The 19,941-nt window shown below is 73.5% G+C and carries 16 protein-coding genes and 1 pseudogene; 12 read left to right on the top strand and 5 right to left on the bottom strand.

The features are described from left to right. The 5 genes and pseudogenes from FAF44_RS42140 to FAF44_RS42120 all read left to right on the top strand — a co-directional run. Positions 1-721 (top strand): annotated as a pseudogene (locus FAF44_RS42140) (SWIM zinc finger family protein); the annotation flags it as partial. Continuing rightward, positions 718-2,247, top strand: coding sequence for a DUF5691 domain-containing protein (locus FAF44_RS42135; protein WP_237109005.1), 1,530 nt, complete (start codon positions 718-720; stop codon positions 2,245-2,247). The pseudogene FAF44_RS42140 and the gene FAF44_RS42135, both read left to right, overlap by 4 nt. Then, positions 2,244-3,308, top strand: coding sequence for an AAA family ATPase (locus tag FAF44_RS42130; RefSeq protein ID WP_237109004.1), 1,065 nt, complete (start codon positions 2,244-2,246; stop codon positions 3,306-3,308). Before FAF44_RS42135 ends, FAF44_RS42130 begins: the two co-directional genes overlap by 4 nt. Positions 3,309-3,339: 31 nt before the next feature. Further along, on the top strand, positions 3,340-5,556 hold the full coding sequence (locus FAF44_RS42125) for a DUF5682 family protein (protein ID WP_237109003.1): 2,217 nt from the start codon (positions 3,340-3,342) through the stop codon (positions 5,554-5,556). Then, on the top strand, positions 5,553-6,716 hold the full coding sequence (locus FAF44_RS42120) for a VWA domain-containing protein (protein WP_237109002.1): 1,164 nt from the start codon (positions 5,553-5,555) through the stop codon (positions 6,714-6,716). Before FAF44_RS42125 ends, FAF44_RS42120 begins: the two co-directional genes overlap by 4 nt. A gap of 15 nt (positions 6,717-6,731) precedes the next feature. Here FAF44_RS42120 and FAF44_RS42115 read toward each other — a convergent pair whose 3' ends face one another. Further along, positions 6,732-8,180: a DHA2 family efflux MFS transporter permease subunit gene (locus FAF44_RS42115; RefSeq protein ID WP_237109001.1), complete on the bottom strand. Its 1,449-nt coding sequence runs from the start codon at positions 8,178-8,180 to the stop codon at positions 6,732-6,734. A 113-nt stretch (positions 8,181-8,293) separates the two neighbouring features. Here FAF44_RS42115 and FAF44_RS42110 point away from each other — a divergent pair, with 113 nt between their 5' ends. The 3 genes from FAF44_RS42110 to FAF44_RS42100 all read left to right on the top strand — a co-directional run bounded on the left by FAF44_RS42110 (position 8,294) and on the right by FAF44_RS42100 (position 11,522). Continuing rightward, positions 8,294-9,034, top strand: a complete 741-nt coding sequence (locus tag FAF44_RS42110) for a TetR/AcrR family transcriptional regulator (protein ID WP_237109000.1) — start codon at positions 8,294-8,296, stop codon at positions 9,032-9,034. Between the two features lie 88 nt (positions 9,035-9,122). Continuing rightward, positions 9,123-10,505, top strand: coding sequence for an MFS transporter (locus FAF44_RS42105; RefSeq protein ID WP_237108999.1), 1,383 nt, complete (start codon positions 9,123-9,125; stop codon positions 10,503-10,505). 12 nt (positions 10,506-10,517) lie between these two features. Beyond that, complete coding sequence (locus FAF44_RS42100) at positions 10,518-11,522, top strand: enolase C-terminal domain-like protein (RefSeq protein WP_237108998.1); 1,005 nt, start codon at positions 10,518-10,520, stop codon at positions 11,520-11,522. A 6-nt stretch (positions 11,523-11,528) separates the two neighbouring features. Here FAF44_RS42100 and FAF44_RS42095 read toward each other — a convergent pair whose 3' ends face one another. The 3 genes from FAF44_RS42095 to FAF44_RS42085 form a co-directional block, all read right to left on the bottom strand. Next, positions 11,529-11,735, bottom strand: coding sequence for a hypothetical protein (locus tag FAF44_RS42095; RefSeq protein ID WP_237108997.1), 207 nt, complete (start codon positions 11,733-11,735; stop codon positions 11,529-11,531). Positions 11,736-11,832: 97 nt separating this feature from the next. Continuing rightward, positions 11,833-12,588, bottom strand: coding sequence for an ankyrin repeat domain-containing protein (locus tag FAF44_RS42090; protein ID WP_237108996.1), 756 nt, complete (start codon positions 12,586-12,588; stop codon positions 11,833-11,835). A 59-nt stretch (positions 12,589-12,647) separates the two neighbouring features. Next, positions 12,648-14,093, bottom strand: coding sequence for an LCP family protein (locus FAF44_RS42085; protein ID WP_237108995.1), 1,446 nt, complete (start codon positions 14,091-14,093; stop codon positions 12,648-12,650). A 191-nt stretch (positions 14,094-14,284) separates the two neighbouring features. Here FAF44_RS42085 and FAF44_RS42080 point away from each other — a divergent pair, with 191 nt between their 5' ends. Next, positions 14,285-15,160, top strand: coding sequence for an enoyl-CoA hydratase-related protein (locus FAF44_RS42080; RefSeq protein WP_237108994.1), 876 nt, complete (start codon positions 14,285-14,287; stop codon positions 15,158-15,160). A 1-nt stretch (position 15,161) separates the two neighbouring features. Continuing rightward, positions 15,162-16,124 (top strand): alpha/beta hydrolase, encoded by a 963-nt coding sequence (locus FAF44_RS42075; RefSeq protein WP_237108993.1) that lies wholly within the window; start codon positions 15,162-15,164, stop codon positions 16,122-16,124. Here the strand turns inward: FAF44_RS42075 and FAF44_RS42070 are convergent. Then, positions 16,106-17,599, bottom strand: coding sequence for a S9 family peptidase (locus tag FAF44_RS42070; protein WP_272895761.1), 1,494 nt, complete (start codon positions 17,597-17,599; stop codon positions 16,106-16,108). The genes FAF44_RS42075 and FAF44_RS42070 overlap by 19 nt on opposite strands. Before the next feature lie 119 nt (positions 17,600-17,718). Here FAF44_RS42070 and FAF44_RS42065 point away from each other — a divergent pair, with 119 nt between their 5' ends. Together FAF44_RS42065 and FAF44_RS42060 are read left to right on the top strand one after the other, a co-directional pair. After that, complete coding sequence (locus FAF44_RS42065; protein WP_237108992.1) at positions 17,719-18,828, top strand: exonuclease SbcCD subunit D; 1,110 nt, start codon at positions 17,719-17,721, stop codon at positions 18,826-18,828. After that, the coding region (locus FAF44_RS42060) for an AAA family ATPase (protein ID WP_237108991.1) at positions 18,829-19,941 on the top strand (1,113 nt) is incomplete at its 3' end.

The following is a 19,941-nucleotide window of genomic DNA, read 5'->3' as shown; positions in this document are numbered from 1 at the left end:
GTCCCGCCTGTCCCGGGTGCGTGCGGAGGAGGGCTGGCCGGGGCGGCTGCTGGAGGAGTACGCGCTGATCAACCTGCTCGCCGTCGCCTACCGCCGCAGGGCCGGGCTGCCGGAGCCGCTTGTGCAGACCGTCCTGATCCGTACGGGTTTCCCGGTCACCAGGGAAGCCGTCCTGGCCGGGCCCCCGGTCCGCGACCACTGGGACGTCCTGGGCAGGCGCGACGAGACCCAGGACCGGCTGACGGCCCGGCGCGTCTGGCTCCGGGGCCGCCGCACCGGCAGGCCCGCCCTCGTCCTGTCGTTCGCCCCGCAGGGCCAGCCGCTGGACGCCTCCCTCGTCACGGGCACCACCATCGACGCCGACCTCGCCTACTACCCGGGCGCGGCCCCGCTCCGCGCCCTCGTGGCCGCCCGCCACGGCGCCACCTCGCGCCCCGAGCCCGCCGTGCCGCCCGGGATGTCGCCGGACGAGGCGCTCGACGAGATGGCGCGGGCGCTGGCCGAGGATCCGTGGACCGAGTCGTGGCCGCTGGTCCTCGCCGGAGTGGTCCCCGGGCGCACCTCGATCGGCGGCCTGCCGCTGCACCCGCGCGCGCACGACCCCTGGCGGCTGATCGCCGTCTCCGGCGGCCACCCGGTCACGGTGGCGGCCGAGTGGACGCCGCAGGGCGTGCGCCCCCTGACCACCTGGGACGACGAAGGAACGACGGTGATCCTGTGACCGGCTGGGACGACCTGGCCTCGACGGCGCTCGTGGGCACCGACCGCAGGCCGTACCAAGGAGATCTGCTCGAAGCGGCGGCCGTCGAGGTGGCCCGCCGCCGCGCCGGACGGCGCGTGAACGTGACGGGCCCGCGAACCCCCGCACAGGAGCCGCACGACCACACCCCCGGCCGGCGGGAGCACGCATCCGACCGCCAGGCGTGCGCGCCGGAAGGCAGGGACACCGGGGAGCCGGTGCACGTCGAGGCCGCGGACGCCGGGGCGTCCGGGGTGCCCGGCGCGGACGGGCTGGACGGGGCGGATGGGGAGGGGGCCGCGCCCGTGGAGGAGCGGGCGGCCGTCGGCGGCCGGGCGGCCGAGCGGCTCGGCAGGCTGCTCGGCGGCGAGCACGAGCGGCTGATCCCCGAATGGCTGGCCGCGGCCGCCGCCACCGGCCGCCGGGTGCCCGCGTACGTGCTGCCCGAACTGCTCGAACGCGGCCGGCGCGACCGCTCGATCAGGGTGCACCTCGGTGTGCTGGCCGGGCAGCGCGGACGCTGGCTGGCCGGGCTCAACCCGTTCTGGGCCTACCTCCTGGAGGAGCCCACGGGTGAGACGTGGGAGCTGGGCGGTGCCGCCGACCGGCGGGCCCACCTGTGCGCGCTCCGGGCCGCCGACCCCGCCGGGGCCAGGCGGCTGCTGGAGAGCACCTGGGAGCGCGAGACGCCCGACGACCGGGCGGGGTTCGTCGAGGTGCTGGCCGAGGGGCTGAGCATGGCGGACGAGCCGTTCCTCGAACAGGCGCTGGACGACCGCCGCCGTGAGGTGCGTCAGGCCGCCGCCAACCTGCTGACCCGCCTGCCGGGCTCGCGCATGTCGCTGCGCATGGCCGATCGGGTGCGCTCGCGCGTGACGATCGGGCGCGACGGGGCCGGCGACGTCATCCTCGTGGAGGCCCCCGAGACCTGCGACAAGGCCATGGAACGCGACGGCGTGCGCCCGAAGCCGCCCCGGGGCATCGGCGAGCGGGCCTGGTGGCTGCAGCAGATCATCGCCCGCGCGCCCCTGTCCGTGTGGGAGCGTCCGCCCGCCCGGCTGCTCGCGATGCGGATCCCCGACTGGGACGCCGAGGTGAAGACGGCCTGGGTGCGCGCCGCGGTGCTGCAGCAGGACCCCGAGTGGGCGCGCGCGATGTTCGGCTGGGACCCGATCGCCGACCTGCTCGAGGCGCTGCCGTCCGAGGAGCAGCAGGAGCTGGCCGCGCAGTTCGTCCGCGGCCACGACCTCGACAGCCAGTTGATCATGGTGCTGGGCGGTGTGTCGTCCCCCTGGCGCGAGGGCCTGGCGACGGCCGTGCTGCACAAGATCGTGAAGATGCACGCCACGCAGCCGTGGAATCTCGGCGAGCTGGTCAAGCTGGCCGGCGAGCACATCGACCCGGCGCTGTTCGAGCTGGCCGAGGACTACTCGCCCGGCGAGCCCATCCAGCAGGTCGCCGCCCTGCTGCGTTTCCGAGCTGACATGTACAAGGAGCTGGCCCGATGACCGTTCTGCGCCCGCACGCGGAAGACCAGTACGCCGAGGAGCTGGCCGTCCTCGCCAAGGACGACGACCGGCCCAGGCCGCCGGGCTGGAAGCTCTCGCCGTGGGCCGTGACCACGTACATCCTGGGCGACGGCGAGCGCGTCACCCCCAAGTACGTCGGAGCCCGCCGCATCGTCGAGGTGGCCGTGGCGACGCTGGCCACCGACCGCGCGCTGCTGCTGCTCGGCGTGCCCGGCACCGCCAAGACGTGGCTGTCGGAGCACCTGGCGGCGGCGATCAGCGGCGACTCGACGCTGCTCGTGCAGGGCACCGCGGGCACCGCCGAGGAGGCCGTCCGGTATGGCTGGAACTACGCCAGGCTGCTGGCCGAGGGCCCGTCGTTCGAGGCGCTGACCCCGTCGCCGATCATGCGCGCGATGGCCGAGGGCCGCGTGGCCCGGGTGGAGGAGCTCACCCGCATGCCGTCCGACGTGCAGGACGCGCTGATCACCGTGCTGTCGGAGAAGACGCTGCCGATCCCCGAGCTCAACCGCGAGGTGCAGGCGCAGCGCGGCTTCAACGTGATCGCCACCGCGAACGACCGCGACCGGGGCGTCAACGAGCTGTCCAGCGCGCTGCGCCGCCGCTTCAACACCGTCGTGCTGCCGGTTCCGGCCACCGCCGAGGAGGAGGTGGACATCGTCGCCCGCCGCGTCGCCCAGCTCGGCCGCTCCCTTGAGCTGCCGGAGACGGCGACGGGTCTCGCGGAGATCCGGCGGGTGGTGACGGTGTTCAGGGAACTGCGCACGGGCGTCACCGAGGACGGCCGCACGAAGGTCAAGTCACCCAGCGGCACCCTGTCCACGGCCGAGGCCATCTCGGTCCTGACCAGCGGAATCGCTCTGGCCGCCCACTTCGGCGACGGCGTCGTGCGCCCGGCCGACGTGGCCGCCGGCATCGTGGGCGCGGTGGTGCAGGAGCCGGTGTCGGACCGGGTGGTGTGGCGCGAGTACCTGGAGACCGTGGTGCGCGAGCGTTCCGACTGGCGCGACTTCTACCGTGCCTGCCGCGAGGTCTCGTGAACGCCGTCGTGCCGGGCTTGGCGGAGGTGCCATGAGCGGCGTGTCGATCCTAGGGGTGCGTCACCACGGCCCCGGTTCCGCGCGTGCCGTGCGGCGCGAACTCGAGCGGCTGCGGCCCGACGCGATCCTCGTCGAGGGCCCGCCGGAGGCCGACGCGCTGGTGCGGCTCGCGCCCGCGCTGGAGCCGCCGGTCGCGCTGCTCGCCCACGTGCCGGGAGCGCCGTCGCGGGCCGCGTTCTGGCCGTTCGCCGCGTTCTCGCCCGAGTGGCAGGCCATCCTGTACGGCACGTCCGCGGGCGTCCCGGTGCGCTTCTGCGACCTGCCCGCCGCGCACTCCCTGGCCACCGAGCGCGACGACGACGACCAAGCCGGCGTCCTGGCCGACCCCATCGGCTCCCTGGCCGCCGCGGCCGGTTACGACGACCCCGAACGCTGGTGGGAGGACGTCGTCGAGCACCGGGGCGGCGACACGCCGTTCGAGGTGATCGCCGAGGCCATGGCCGCCGTGCGCGAGGGCCACGAGCCCGACGGGCACGAGGCCAGGCGCGAGGCGTACATGCGCAAGACGCTCCGCGCGGCCGTCAAGCAGGGCTTCGGCCGGATCGCGGTGATCTGCGGGGCCTGGCACGTGCCCGCGCTGAGCGGCCCCCTGCCGTCCGCCACGGCCGACAACGCGGTGCTGCGCGGCCTGCCGAAGGTGAAGGCGGAGCTGACGTGGGTGCCGTGGACGTACGGGCGGCTGGCCTCGTGGAGCGGCTACGGCGCGGGGATCACGTCGCCGGGCTGGTACCACCACCTGTTCGACGCGCCCGACCGGCCGGTGGAGCGGTGGCTGGCGCAGGCCGCCGGGGTGCTGCGGGAGGAGGGGCTGGCCGTGTCGTCCGCGCACGTCATCGAGTCCGTACGCCTCGCGCAGGGGCTGGCGGCGCTGCGCGGCAGGCCGCTGGCGGGGCTCGGCGAGGTCACCGAGGCGGCCAGGGCCGTGCTGTGCGAGGGCGACGACCTGGCGGTGGAGCTGATCCAGCGGCGCATGGTCGTCGGCGACCGGCTCGGGCACGTCTCCGACGGCACCCCGATGGTGCCGCTCCAGCGGGACCTGCGCGAGACGCAGCGGCGGCTGAAGTTCAAGCCCGAGGCGCTCGACCGGGAGGTCGACCTCGACCTGCGCAAGCCCCTCGACCTGGAGCGCAGCCACCTGCTGCACCGGCTGCGGCTGCTGGGCGTCGACTGGGGCACCCAGGGGCAGGCGCGCGGCAAGGGCACGTTCAGGGAGACGTGGACGCTGGGCTGGCGGCCCGAGCACGACCTCGCGCTGATCGAGCACGCCGCGCTGGGCACCACGGTGGCCGCGGCGGCGGCGCGGCGGGCCACGGACGTGGCGGCGGGGTCGTCGGCGGTGCTGGCCGACCTGACGTCCCTGGTGGAGCGGTGCCTGCTGGCCGACCTGCCGCAGGCGCTGCCCGAGGTGCTGGCGGCGCTGTCGGCCAAGGCCGCCCTGGACACCGACGTCACCAGCCTGATGGCGGCGCTGCCCGCGATGGTGCGTGCCCACCGCTACGGCGACGTGCGCGGCACCTCGGCGCACGGGCTGGCGGTGATCGTGCGGTCGATGCTGGAGCGCATCCGCGCCGGGCTGCCGGTGGCGGTGACCGGCCTGGCCGACGAGGCGGCGAAGGGCCTGCTCAAGCACGTGGACGCGGTCCACTCGGCCGTCGCACTCCTGTCCGACACCCCGGCAGGCGGCCCAGAAGGCGGTCCGGAAAGCGGTGCGGGTGCGGCGTCGTCGCCGCGTGGGCGGTGGCTGGCCACGTTGCGCGGCGTCTGCGACCGCCCCGACCTGCACGGCCTCATCGAGGGCCGCCTCACCAGGATCCTGCTGGACTCCGGCGAGCTGGACGACGCCGCCGACCGCATGTCCAGGGCCATGTCCAGGGGCCAGGCCCCGGCGCGGGCGGCGGCCTGGGTGGAGGGGTTCCTGGCCGGGGGCGGGCTGCTGCTGGTGCACGACCCGCGCCTGCTCGGCCTGGTGGACGGCTGGCTGACGGGCCTGTCCGGCGAGCAGTTCACGGACGTGCTGCCGCTGCTGCGCCGCACGTTCGGGGCCTTCGCCGCGCCGGAGCGCAGGGCCGTCGGCGAGCGGCTGCGCTCGGCGGGCGACGACGACGGAACGGAGCAGGACGTGGACGAGCGCCGTGCCGCGGCGGCCGTGGCGACCGTGCTCTCGATCATCGGGAGGGGAGACGGATGAGCGCGGCGGACGAGAGGTTGCGCCGATGGCGGCTGGTGCTCGGCGGCGGGCCGGCCGACGGCACCGGGTGCGGGCTGGAAGGCGCGGACGCGCAGATGGACGCGGCCCTGGCCGCCGTCTACGACCAGGGCGGCGGCGAGGGTGGGTCCGATCGCAGGCAGGGCGGGCTGGGGGCGTCGGCCCCGCGGGTGGCCAGGTGGCTGGGCGACATCCGGACGTACTTCCCGTCCACCGTCGTCCAGGTCATGCAGCAGGACGCGATCGAGAAGCTGAACCTCACCAGGCTGCTGCTGGAGCCGGAGATGCTCGAGGCGGTGGAGCCCGACGTGCACCTCGTCGGCACCCTGATCGCGCTCAACAAGGTGATGCCGGACCAGGCCCGCGAGTCGGCCAGGGCGCTGGTGCGCAGGGTGGTGGAGGAACTGGAGCGCCGGCTGGCGCAGCGGACCAGGACGGCCGTGTCCGGCGCGCTCGACCGCTCGGCCCGGACGCACCGGCCCAGGCGCGCGTCCGACATCGACTGGGACCGGACGATCCGGGTGAACCTGAAGAACTACCTGCCCGACCGGAACACCGTGGTCCCGTCCCGGCTGGTCGGCTTCGCGCGCAGGCAGCGGTCGGTGCAGCGCGAGGTGGTGCTGTGCATCGACCAGAGCGGGTCGATGGCGGCCTCGGTGGTGTACTCGAGCGTGTTCGGGGCGGTGCTGGCCTCGATGCGGTCGCTGAGGACGTCGCTCGTGGTGTTCGACACGGCGGTGGTGGACCTCACCGACCGGCTGCGGGATCCGGTGGAGGTGCTGTTCGGCACCCAGCTCGGCGGCGGCACCGACATCAACCGGGCCATCGCCTACTGCCAGGGGCTCGTCACGCGGCCGGCCGACTCGATCTTCATCCTGATCAGCGACCTGTACGAGGGCGGCGTCAGGCAGGAGATGCTGCGCCGGGTGGCGGCGATGACGCAGGCGGGGGTGCAGGTGATCGTGCTGCTCGCGCTGTCCGACGAGGGCGCGCCGTTCTACGACCACGAGAACGCCGCCGCGCTGGCGGCGCTGGGCGTGCCCGCCTTCGCGTGCACACCCGACGCCTTCCCCGACCTGATGGCCGCCGCCATCGAGCGCCGCGACGTCTCCCGCTGGGCCGAGCGCCACCTGTCCACCTGAGGATCCCGGCCGGGGTCACACGGCGTGCGGCTGCTCCGGGCGGGCGCGGCGCGGCAGCAGGTACGTCAGCGCGAACGTCGCCGCCAGCAGCCCCACCTCGACCCACACCGTGACCTCCATCGACCGGCCGAACCCGGTCTGGTCGGCGAGCAGGTTGAAGAACAGCGTGCCGAGCACGGCGGTGCCGAAGGCGCCGCCGAGCTGCTGCACCCCGGTCAGCGTGCCGGACGCGGAGCCGGACTCGTGCGGCTCGACCCCGGCCAGCACGATGTCGAAGAACGGGGCCATGGTCAGCCCCATCCCGATGCCGACGAGGGTCAGGCCGGGGGCGAGCTGCCAGCCGCTGACGTCGAGCCCGGCCAGGTGGATGGTGACGGCGAGCACGGCCGCCCCGCCGGCCATCACGAGGGTGCCGATCTGCATGAGGCCGCGGCCGAGCCGTTCCTGCAGCCCGGCCATGGCCAGGCCGAAGCCGATGACGCCGCCGAGCGCCTGCGGCAGCCCGGTCAGCCCGGCCTGCAGCGGTGTGAACCCGAGGCCCATCTGCGTGTAGAAGCTGAAGACGACGCCGAAGCCGGTCAGGCCGGAGAAGAAGGCCAGGCCCGCCACCAGGCCGCCGGTGAAGGCCCGCTTGCGGAACAGGGTGGGCGTGACCAGCGGGTCCCGTCCGGACCTGGCGCGGCTCGCCTCGTAGCGGCCGAAGAGCGCGAACATGGCGATCGAGGCGGCCATCGACACGAACGTCCAGGCGGGCCAGCCCAGCTCGCGGCCCTGGATGAGCGGGAAGATGAGCAGGAACGCGGCGGCCGAGACGAGCGCGACGCCGGGCAGGTCGAGCCGGGTGGCGCCGGACGAGCGGTGCTCGGGCAGGAAGCGCAGCGCGGCCAGCACGGCGGCCAGGCCGATCGGCAGGTTGATGAGGAAGATCATGCGCCAGCCGGTGCCGAAGAAGTCGGCGTCCACCAGCCAGCCCGCCAGGACGGGGCCGCCGACGGAGGAGATGGTCATCACCGGCCCGAACATGCCGAACGCCTTGCCCAGCTCGTGCGGCGGGAACATCTCCTTGATCAACCCGAGCCCCTGCGGGATCATGACCGCGCCGAACAGGCCCTGGAGCACACGGCTGGCGATCAGCATCTCGGGGCTGACGGCGATGCCGCACAGCAGCGAGGCGACGGTGAAGCCGGCCGCGCCGATCACGAACATGCGCCTCTTGCCGTACAGGTCGCCGAGCCGGCCGCCGGTGATCAGGCCGACGGCCATGGCCAGGGTGTAGCCGGCGCCGAGCCACTGGATGAGGCTCTCGGACCCGCCGAGTTCCGCCCGGATCGTGGGGCCGGCGATCGCGGTGACGAGCGCGTCGAGCAGGTCCATGACCTCGGCGGCCAGGATCACGAACAGTGCGATCCAGCGGTGGCGATAGGGCGCGACCCCGGTCGTCTCCGCGGAGGCGGTGACTGTCATATGACAACTCCTTCAAACGGTGTTCTAGACAACGAACGATGTTCGTCAACGAACTATGTTTTTAGCGACGAACAGTGTTCGTGTCAAGTACGGCGTTCGTGTAGGCTGTCCGCATGGTCGATCGCAAGGACCCCCAGGACGTGCCGGCGCCGCCGTGGCGCAAGTCGCGCCGCCCGGCCCAGGCCAGGCGGCAGCTCAGCCAGGAGCTGATCGTCGAGACCGGGCTGCGCATCCTCGACGCCGAGGGGTTCGACGTGCTGAGCATGAGACGGGTGGCCCAGGAGCTCGACACCGGCCCCGCCTCGCTGTACGCGCACGTCTCCGGCAAGGAGGAACTGCTGGAACTGATCTACGACCGGGTGCTCAGCGAGATCCGGCTGCCCGAGCCCGACCCGGCCCGCTGGAAGGAGCAGCTCCGGGAGTACGCCGTGGAGATGCACGACGTCTTCCGCGCGCACGCCGACGTCGCCAGGGCGGCGCTGGCGAACATCCCGACGGGCGAGAACTCGCTGCGCGCCGGCGAGTTCACCTACGGGCTGCTGATCGCGGCCGGCATGTCGCCCCGGGAGGCGTCCCTGGCGATGGACCGGCTCACGCTCTACCTCGTGGGCGACGCCTACGAGGGGTCGGTGCACTACGCGCGCATGCGCGCGGCCGGCATGAGCGACCCGGCGGAGTACTTCGAGTCGTTCGTCGCGCAGATCGTCTCCTACTACGGGGGGCTGCCGACCGACCGGTTCCCGAACCTGGCCAAGCACGTCGACGAGCTGACCGCCTCCGACGGCGAGGACCGCTTCCACTACGGGCTGGAGCTGCTGCTCGACGGCATCGAGGCCCGCATGCCGAAGCCCTAGGCACCACCGGCGGCGCGGGCCCTAGGCCCAAGTGCCTAGGGCCCGCGCCCGATGTGCTGACCTGGAACTTCGCCATAGTTTGCCGGGTATGACAACAACTGTTGAAAGTTCCGCGGCGGCCCCGGCGGGCGTGCTGTCGCCGCGCTACCGCGCACTGAGCATCGGGCTGGTGGCCCTGGTCATGCTGCAGGCGTTCGAGGCCATGGCGGTGGCCACGGCCATGCCCGTGGTGGCCCGCGAGCTCGACGGCATGGCCGTGTACAACCTGGCCTTCAGCGCGACCCTGGCGGCCAGTGTGATCGCGACGGTGCTGGGTGGCCGCTGGGGCGACGTACGGGGGCCGCTCCAGCCCATCGGCGCCGGCGTGGTGACGTTCGTGGCGGGGTTGCTGCTGGCCGGGCTGGCGCCGAACATGGAAGTGTTCGTGGCGGGCCGCTTCGTGCAGGGGCTCGGCACCGGGCTGACCCAGGTGGCGCTGTACGTGCTGGTCGCCAGGGCCTACCCGGCGGCGATGCATCCCAAGGTGTTCGCCGCGTTCTCGGCGGCCTGGGTGGTGCCCTCCATGATCGGCCCGGCCATCGCCGGTTTCGTCGCGGAGCGGTTCGACTGGCGCTGGATCTTCCTCGGCGTGATCGTGGTCGTCATCCCGTCGGCGCTGCTGCTCTGGCGCGGGACCGCCGGCCGGGCCGTCCAGGAGGGCGTGGCCGCCCCGGCCCCCGGCCTCGGCCGCAAGCTCGTCTACGCCACGCTGACCGCCGTCGCCGCCGCCCTCATCCAGTACGGCAGCGCGCTCAAGCTCGCCGGAGTGCCGCTACTCGTCGCCGGGGTCGTGCTGCTGGCCGTGTCGCTGCCCAAGCTGCTGCTGCCCGGCTCGCTCAGGGCCGCCCGCGGCCTGCCGACCGCGCCGCTGCTGCGCGGGCTGGCCTTCGGCTCGTACACGGCGGCCGAGGTGCTCATCCCGCTCATGCTCAAGTACGAGCGCGGCCTGAGCGTCACCGCGGCCGGGATCGTGCTCACCGTCGGTGCGCTCGGCTGGTCCACCGGCTCCTGGATCAAGGGCCGGGGCATGATCGGCAACATGGGGGCCCTGCGCGGCGGCGGGCTGCTGATCGCCGCCGGCATCTCGCTGGTGACGCTCGTCCTGATCGACTCGGTGCCGCTGGCGATCGCGCACGTGGGCATGGCCGCCGTCGGGCTCGGCATCGGCATGCTGCACCCGACCGTGTCCGTGCTGGTGCTGGAGCTGTCGAAGGAGGGCGAGGAGGGCGCCAACTCCGCGGCCGTGGGCGTGGGTGAGTCGGTGTTCACCGTGGTGGCCGTCGCGGTCAGCGGCGCCCTGTTCACCGCCGCCGCCCAGAACTACGCGGTGGGCCTCGTCTTCACCGTCGCGCTCGCGCTTCTGGGCGCCGTACTGGCCCCGCGTTTCGTGAACTCCGCGGCAACGGGCACTATGGAACCAACCGCGTCATAAATGGGGGGGTACATGCCGCGAGTGCGTGAGCTAGAGGTCTTCCGGTTGGTCCTGCCGTACGGCAGGAGATCGGAGAGCCTGCTCGTGAAGCTCACCGACCACGGCGGCCTGACCGGGTGGGGTGAGCTGACCACTCCCCAGGCGAAGACCTGGTCGAGGCTGGCCGAGACGCTGGCCGCGCTGGTGGTCGGGGTCGACTGGGAGCACCCCGACTCCGTGCCCGCCATCGACTCCGCCGTCGACATGGCCTGCTGGGACCTGTGGACCCGGATGCGCGGGGTGCCGCTCGCCGAGGCGATCGGCGGCACCCGCACCTCGCTCATGGCCACGGTCCGGCTGGTGCCCGACCCGTCCGTCGAGAGCCTCGTGGCCCGGGTCAACCAGCAGGTCTGCGCCGGATACGGGCACGTCACGCTCGACATCCGGCCCGGCTGGGACGTCGAGCCCGTACGCGCGGTGCGGCGGGCGTACCCGGCGCTGACCCTGGCCGTCGACTGCGGCAACGCCTACACCGAGCAGGAGCAACTCGTCGCGCTCGACTCCTACGGCCTGGAGGTCATCGAGCGGCCCTTCCCCGTCTCCGACCTCCAGGCCCACGCCTCGCTCCAGGACCAGGTGAGCGCCTCGGTGGCGGTCGAGGTGGACACGTCCGCCGAGCTCGACGACTTCCTGACGCTGCGGGCGGCGCGGGTGCTGCTGCTGCGCCCGGCCGCCTTCCCGTCGCTGTCGGAGGCCCGGCGGGCACACGACCGGGCCGCGGCGGCGGGCTGGGACATCCAGTGCACGGGCGGCCAGGGCGCGGGGCTGGCCAGGGCCGCCACCGTGGCGGTGGCCAGCCTGCCGGGCTGCACGCTGCCGTGCGACGTCACGCAGCCGCCCCGCCAGAACCAGATCGTCAACCCCATCGTGGGCGCGAACGCCGGGGTCATCGCCGTGCCGCTGACCCAGCCGGGGCTCGGGCACGACATCGACGAGGCGCGGGTGCGGCGGCTGGCCAAGGAGTCCTTCCGCTCCTGACCCGGCCTACAGCGGCAGGGAGTCGTAGCGCGGGGTCGCGCCGCTGAGGATGTCGCCCAGGCCGTAGAAGTGCCCGCCCGCGCCCATGAGCGCCTCGCGGACGTTGTGCATGCGGTCCACCAGCCCGCCGGTGGGCGTGGGGGAGGCGGCGAACGGCACGAGGGCCCCGGCCAGGGTGGCGGTGGCGATCAGCAGATGAATGCGACGGCCCATGTCAGACCTCCTGTGACAGGTACGGAGACGAACCCCGCCAACAGATCACGACCCGCCGCGGCCCCGGCGGGTACGCCACACCGGCCAGAGGCGACCTTTACCCGACGGAGGGTTTCCCGCCACCGTGACGCTCCAGCAGGCGGACGATCTCGGCGTGGCCGGTGCCCAGCGAGGTCTCCGAGCGCAGCCGGCCCGCGGCGTCGCGCACCTCGGCCACGACCCGCACGCCGCCCCCTTCGGCCTCCTCGCGCCGCACGCCGATCCGCGCGTCGCGGGGCGCGTGCTCCCCGGCCCGCGTGCGCACCTCGGCCTCGATGTCGTGGCCGGCGTAGCGCCGGGCCAGGTCGAGGGCGCGCGGGTCGGGGGCCGCGCCGTGGCCGAGCAGCGCCGCGGCCACGGCCGCCGCGCCGCGCTCGGCGGCCCGGGTCAGGGCGGTGCCGCCCGACCGGTCGCGCAGGCCGGGGTCGGCGCCCTGGGCGAGCAGCGCCGCCACGACGGCCAGGCGGTCGTTCGCGCACGCCCAGTGCAGGGCCGTCATGGCGCTCCCGCCGGGGTCCTCGGGCAGGTCGGGGTCGGCGCCCGCGTCGAGCAGCGCGACCACCGCGCCGAGGTGCCCCCAGCACGCGGCGGCGCACAGCGGCAGGCCCTCGCCGTCGGCCGTGCTCTCCCTGCCGGGGTCGGCCCCGGCCGCCAGCAACATCCGCACGACGGCGGTGTCACCGCGCACGGCGGCCTGGTACAGGGGCGTGCCGCCGGCGGGCGGGTCGGGCCGCGCGCCGGCCGCCAGCAACCGCCCGACCTCGTCGGCCGCCCCGAGCATCGCCGCGGTCCGCAGCGGGTCGTCGTCGCTCACCGGCCCAGTCTGCCCACCCGGACGTGCGGCGTACCAGCGGTTTTCCGGCCAGGCGTCGTTCAGCCCTTGGCCGAGCACCCCTCGGTGATCCCCTTCGTCGGGTCGTCGCCGATCGCCTTGGCCGTCTTCTTCGGCTTCGGGGAGGACGAAGGTGTGGCCGGCTGCCCGGTGGAGGGGGTGGCGGAGGCGGCGACGGGGGCCTTGGCATGGGAGGAGTCGCGGATCGCCTTCGCCGCGATGTTGCGGATCTTCACCCAGTCGGGGTAGCCGGTGCTGATCAGCGGCGGCACGAACTGCACGCTCGTGACCTCGGCGTTCTTGACCTTCAGCGCCAGCGGCACGAGATGTTCGAGCCAGGTGCGCGGGATGTCGGTCCTGATCAGCTCCTTGGTGGCCAGCGCCACCTGGTGGAAGCGGCTGAGCACCGTCGCCGGATCCGCCTGGTCGAGGATGGCGCCGAGCACGCACCGCTGGCGGCGCATGCGGGTGAAGTCGTCGCTGTAGGTGCGCGAGCGGGCGTACCACATGGCGTCGGCGCCCTTGAGCCGGCGCTTGCCGGCCTTGACCAGGCCCTCGTTGTACTTGCCGAAGACGACGTCCTGCTCGACGTTGATGGTGACCCCGCCGATGGCGTCGATGAGGCGGGCGAAGCCCCACATGTTGACCAGGGCGTACCAGTCGACGTCGAGCCCGAGGGTGTAGCCGATCGTGTCCATGAGGACCTTGGGGCCCTGGTGCTGCTTGCCGCCGAAGATCTCGGGGTGGGCGTCGGCGTACTCCCAGACGCTGTTGAGCAGGTCGCTGGAGCCGCCGTTGGCGTCCTTCGGCAGGTTGAAGCCGTCGGGGAAGCGGCGGGCCATCGGGGTGTCCGGGCGGAAGCGCACGTCCTCCAGGTTGCGGGGGAGGCTGAACAGCACGGTGTTGCCGGTCTGCACGTCGATGCTGGCCAGGTTCATGCTGTCGGTGCGCACGCCGGTCCTGTTGTCGTCGGCGTCGCCGCCGAGCAGCAGGATGTTGACGCGGTCGCGGCCGGCCCACGGGTCCTCGGGCGCGGGCTCCGGCGCGGCGGACTCCTCGCTCTCCGCGGGCTGCTGGAAGATCTCGTCGAGCGCCTCGCGCGAGGTGCCGGCGAACTGGACGGCGTAGCCGAACGGCACCACGACCACGACGGCGAGCAGCCCCGCCAGCGTGCCGGTGAGGATCTGCAGGGGCTGGGCCAGCCGGCCGGGCCGCAGCACCACGAACGAGTGGACGATCAGCGCGAACCAGGCGAGGCCCAGGACGACGCCGCCGATCATGATGGCGAGCAGCCAACTGTCCTGGGTGGCCGAGCCGGCCAGGGTGCCGAGGTCGTTCGTCAGCACGAACGCGAGCAGCCCCAGCAGCAGGACGGCGTAGCAGGAGACGAGGACGAGGCCGGTCCTGCGCCGGCCGGCACGCAGATGGGCGGCTCCGGGCGCGAGTGCCGCCAGCACCAGCCACCCGAGGACCGCTCCGGCGCTCACTGGTTCCTCAGCCTGCCGCACGCCTTCCCCGTTTCCCCGCGAACTTCACCATAGGCGCGGACTCCGCGGCCTGCGGTGAGCCGCACGGGCGCGGTCGCCTCAGGCTTCCGTAGAGGCGGCAGCCTACGCACCGAATACGAAATATGTCTTTATCGGAGAGTGAACATCAGTCACCGAATAATATTCGGGGCATGGCCTTCACCGAGATCGAGTACGGGGTGACCGACCGCATCGCCACGGTCACATTGAAGCGGCCCGAACGGCTCAACGCCTTCACCTTTACGATGCGCGGAGAGTTGATCGAGGCTTTCGACCGCGCCGACGCCGACGACGACGTGCGCGCGGTGGTGGTGACCGGGGCGGGCCGCGCGTTCTGCGCCGGGGCCGATCTCGGCGGCGGAGGCGGCACCTTCCGGCCCGGCTCCCGTCCCGACGACCCGGGACTCGAGAGCGTGGACGGCGTGCCGCGCGACGGCGGCGGCACGGTCGCCCTGCGCATCGCCCGCTCGCTCAAACCGGTCATCGGCGCGATCAACGGACCGGCCGTGGGCGTCGGCGTCACCATGACGCTGCCCATGGACGTCCGGCTGGCCTCGGAGACGGCCCGGTTCGGGTTCGTGTTCGCGCGGCGGGGCATCGTCACCGAGGCGGCGTCGAGCTGGTTCCTGCCCAGGATCGTGGGCATCGCCCAGGCCATGGAGTGGGCGGCGACCGGCCGCGTCTTCCCCGCCGCCGAAGCGCTCGAAGGGCGGCTGGTCTCGCGCGTCCTGCCGCCGGACGAGCTGCTGCCGGCGGCGTACGCGCTGGCCCGCGAGATCGCGGACAACACCTCGGGCGTCGCCGTGGCCGCCGTCCGCCGGCTGATGTGGTCGGGCCTGTCGGCGTCCTCGCCGTGGGAGGCGCACGCGGCCGACTCCCGCCTCATGGCGGAACTGGGCGGCGCGGACGACGCGATGGAGGGCGTGACGGCGTTCCTGGACAAGCGGCAGGCCGAGTTCCCGATGAGCGTGAGCCGGGATCTGCCGCCCGGTGTGCCCTCGTGGCCGGACGATCCCTATGGTGTCTGACATGTACGAAACCACCGTGCTGCCCATGCCCGACGACTTCGAGGGCGCGGTCGTGGCGACGCTGGTGAGCAGGCGAGCCGGGACCGGCTCCCGCCGTGCGGTGCTCTACCTGCACGGATTCACCGACTACTTCTTCCAGGACCACCTGGCCGAGCACTACTGCCGGCGCGGCGTCGACTTCTACGCGCTCGACCTGCGCAAGTACGGCCGATCGCTGCTGCCGCACCAGACCAGGGGCCTCATCAGGAGCGTCACCGACTACTTCCCCGAGATCGACGAGGCCGTCCGCATCATCCGGCAGGACCACGACGAGCTGACCGTCAACGCCCACTCCACCGGCGGCCTGATCGCGCCGCTGTGGGCCGACCGCGTCCGCGGCCGTGGCCTCGTCCAGGGGCTCGTGCTCAACAGCCCGTTCTTCGACCTCAACGTGTCCGCCCCGCTGCGGCTGGCGGCCGACCTGCTGCGGACGCCGCTGTCGTACACGCGCCGGGTGCTGCCGCTGGGCGTCAGCACCGTCTACGGGCAGTCGCTGCACCGCAGCGAGCAGGGCGAGTGGGACTACGACCTGGAGCTCAAGCCGCTCGGCGGCTTCTCCGTGCACGCCATGTGGCTGGCCGCGATCCGGCGGGCGCAGCGGCGCCTGCACCGCGGCCTGTCACTGGACGTGCCGGTGCTCGTGCTCGCCTCCTCGACCGGGCTGCGGGTGCGCGACTTCGTGCCGGAGGCCCGCTCGGCCGACATCGTGCTCGACCCGCGGCACATCGCCCGCTGGTCCACCTCGCTCGGGCCGCACGTGACGTGCGTGCGGATCGCCGACGGCCTGCACGACCTGGTGCTGTCGGCCGAGCCCGCGCGCGGGCAGGTCTTCGCCGAGCTGGACCGCTGGATGCGCGCCTACATCGAGCCGCTGTCCCGGCCCGCTCCGACGGGTCAGGCGCCCTCTTACCAGGGGAACGAGTAGAGGCCGTAGTAGGCCGCCGCCACCAGGAGCAGGCCGGTGCCGCCGAGGACGCCGCCCACCGTCACGTGCTGCCACCGGGTCGGCTGCAGGCCCTCGCGCAGCGCCGACACGTACGCCGCCACCGCCGTGACTTCCTGGATCAGCATCAGCACGGCCAGCAGCCGCACGACCAGCCAGCCCGCCAGCACGGCGGGCCAGGCGCCCGCCTGGTTGATCGAGAACAGCACCAGCAGCATGATGAACGCCGCCACCGAGGCGAGCAGGCCCAGCCCGGTCCACGCCATCCGGAACAGCCGCCGCCTGATCGGCGACCACAACCTGGCGTTGGTCTCGACGGGGGTCTGGCGGCGCTGGCGCAGGCGCACGACCACGGCCGCGACCGGGCCCGCCACGTAGCCGACGGCGGCCAGGCAGATCGTCAGGCCGAGCATCGTGCCGCCGGCGTACCAGGGGGCCGCGGGCACGTCGCTGGCCTCGAACCGCTGGACGGGGGTGGCGCCGGCCATGTGCACGGCGGGCCTGGCGCTGCCGGGCAGGCCCTTGATCCAGTTGGCGAGGGTGTCGAGGTAGCCCTTCGTGAACGGGCCGCCGTGCACCCGCATCGCGTGGTCGCCCTCGGCCATGAACCGGATCGTGAAGTCGTCGTTGCCCGCCTCGCCCATCGCCGTGACGAGCGCCTGGGTGGACTCGACGAAGGGGATCGACGGGTCGGTGGTGCCGTAGAACGCCAGGACCGGCTGCTTGACCCGGCTTAACGCGGGCAGCGCGTCGTAGCGCAGGAAGTCGAACCCGACGACGCCCATCGCCCTGGTCAGCAGGTCGCGGGCGCCGACGGGGGCGCGCAGCCGCAGCAACTGCTCGTTCAGCGCCCAGGCGACCTGACGCAGCGGGGAGACGTTGGGCGAGGACACCAGCACCATGAACCCGACCGCCGGGCTCTTGGCCGCCGCGATCGGCACCACCCAGCCGCCCTCGGACACCCCCCAGATGCCGACCCGGTCGGGATCGACCTCGGGACGGGTGCGCAGGTACTCGACCATCCGCAGCGCGTCGTCGGCGAGCAGGCCGAAGTCGCGGTGGCGGAAGTCGTAGCCGATCGTGCGCTTGTCGAACGCGATCGTCACCACGCCCGCCTTGGCCAGGAACTCCGCCTGCGGCGTGAACTCCGTGCGGGAGCCGTTGCCCGACCCCGACACGAACACCATCGCCGGATGCCTCCCGGGGGTGCGCGGCGTCCGGAGCGTGCCCTCCAGGCGCTGCGCCTCCGCCGGGATCGAGATCTCCTCACGGCGGATGGGATCGACGGCCACCACCGGACGCAGCTCCTCGGCCGGCTGGGCCGGGACGGCCTGGAAGGCTGGATCGACCTTGAGCGGTGGCGGATCGAACGCGGGTGGCAGCACGTATCCGACCGACGCGAGAGCCACCAGCACAAGGCCGGCGGCGACGCTCAAGGTGCCACGGCCAGTGCGCATCGGCCTCCCCATGTGCGATCCCATGTGCGACGGTTGTCCCGCCGATCTTCCACATTACTCCCGGCGTGTGGGGCTGCAGAGACCGCATTTGTCGGTGGGAGCTGTTAGCTTCCTGCGACATGCGGATCCTGCACACCTCCGACTGGCACCTCGGGCGCTCCTTCCACCGTGAGAGCCTGCTCGCCGGGCAGGCGGCGTTCGTCGACCACCTGGTCGAGACGGTGCGGGCCGAGCGGGTCGACGTGGTCGCGGTCGCCGGCGACGTCTACGACCGCGCGCTGCCCCCGGTCGACGCGGTGGCCCTGCTCGATGACGCGCTCGGGCGGCTGCGCGCGGCCGGGGCGCGGGTGGTGCTGATCAGCGGCAACCACGACTCCGCGCTGCGGCTGCGGTTCGGCTCGGAGCTGTTCGAGGCGGCCGGCGTGCACGTGCGCACCTCACCCGGCCGGTCGTGGGAACCGGTGCTGGTCGGCGACGTCGCCTTCTACGGCATCCCCTACCTGGAACCCGAGCTGGTCCGGGCCGCCTGGGAGCTGCCCGACCGCAGCCACACCGCCGCCATCTCGTACGCGATGACCCGCATCAGGGCCGACGCCGCCCGCCACCGCGCCTCGGTCGTGCTGTCCCACTGCTTCGTGACCGGCGGGCAGGCCAGCGACAGCGAGCGCGACATCAGCGTGGGCGGGGTGGCGCACGTTCCGCTGCGGGCGTTCGACGGGGTCGACTACGTGGCGCTCGGCCACCTGCACGGTCGGCAGCGCATGTCGGAGAGCGTGCGCTACTCGGGTTCGCCGCTGGCGTACTCCTTCTCGGAGGTGGGGCACGTCAAGGGCTCGTGGCTGGTGACGTTGGGGGAGGAGGCGGAGTTCGTCCCGGCTCCGGTGCCGCGCCCGGTCGGCCGCCTGCGCGGCGACCTCGACGACCTGCTGACCCTGCCCGGCTACGCCGCCTACGAGGAGCACTGGCTCCAGATCGTCCTCACCGACGCCGTACGCCCGAAATCGGCCATGGACCGGCTCCGTGTCCGCTTCCCGCACACCCTCGCCCTCTCCTTCGAGCCGGTCGGCGCCACCGCCGCCGCCCAGCCCGCGCGCATCAGCGGGCGGCCCGAGGCGGAGGTCGCCCTCGACTTCGTCAGGGAGGTGCGCGGCGAGCCTGCCGCACCCGAGGAGGAGAACCTGCTAAGACAGGCCATCGAGGCGTCCAGGGTGAAGGAGACGATGGCGTAGATGCGGCCGCACCGGCTCACGCTCACGGCGTTCGGGTCCTTCCCGGGCACCGAGACGGTCGACTTCGACGCGCTGTCCGAGGCCGGGCTCTTCCTCGTCCACGGGCCGACCGGGGCGGGCAAGACCACCGTCCTCGACGCGCTCTGCTTCGCCCTCTACGGCCAGGTCCCCGGGCAGCGCAACAGCGCCCGCAGCCTGCGCTGCGACCACGCCCCGCCCACGGTGGGGCCGTCGGTCACGCTGGAGGTGAGCCTCCGGGGGAGGTTACTGCGCATCCAGCGTTCCCCGGCGTGGGCGCGTCCCAAGCTACGCGGGTCGGGCTTCACCGAGGAGAAGTCCAAGGTGGTGCTGTCGGAGTGGCAGGGGGCCGACTGGCGGGGCCTCACGACCCGGCTCGACGAGGCCGGTGACCTGGTGGGCGGGCTGCTCGGCATGAACGCCGCCCAGTTCTGCCAGGTGGCGATGTTGCCGCAGGGCGACTTCGCGCGCTTCCTGCGGGCCGACGGCGACGAGCGGTCGAAGCTGCTGGAGCGGTTGTTCACCGTCAAGGTCTTCACGACGGCCGAGTCGTGGCTGGCCGAGCACCGCAAGACGGCCTGGCGGGAGGCGCAGGAGCTGCGGCAGGAGGTGGACTTCGCGGTCAAGCGGGTGGAGGAGGTCGCGGGCGACGACCTGCCCACGGCCCTGAGCGGTGGTCCGCTTGCCGCGCCCTCGCCAGATGAGTCTGGGCCTGCACAGTCTGGGTCTGCCGGGGCCGGGGGCGTCGCGCCTGAGGGCGGTGACGGGACGGAGGTGCCGACGCCGGACAGCGACCCGCTGGGATGGGCGGGCGCGCTGCTCGCCGCCGCGCGGGCCGTGGCACGGCGGGCCGGCGCGGCGCACGCGGCGGCCGGTCACGAACTGCGGGCGGCCCGGCTGCGCTTCGAGCAGGCCGCCGCGCTGGCCGACCGCCGCCGCCGCTACGCCGAGGCGCTGACCCTGCGCCGCACCCTCGACGAACGCGCCGACGAGCGGGCCGATCTGCAGGCCGTCCTCGACGACGCGGCACGGGCGGACCGCGTGCTCCCGCTCATCACGGCCGCCAGGCAGCGCGCCGAGTCCGCCACCAAGGCC

The sequence above is a fragment of the Nonomuraea sp. MG754425 genome (genome assembly GCF_021699195.1).
In the GTDB taxonomy this organism is placed as follows: domain Bacteria; phylum Actinomycetota; class Actinomycetes; order Streptosporangiales; family Streptosporangiaceae; genus Nonomuraea.
This window is presented reverse-complemented; position numbering and strand designations above follow the sequence as displayed.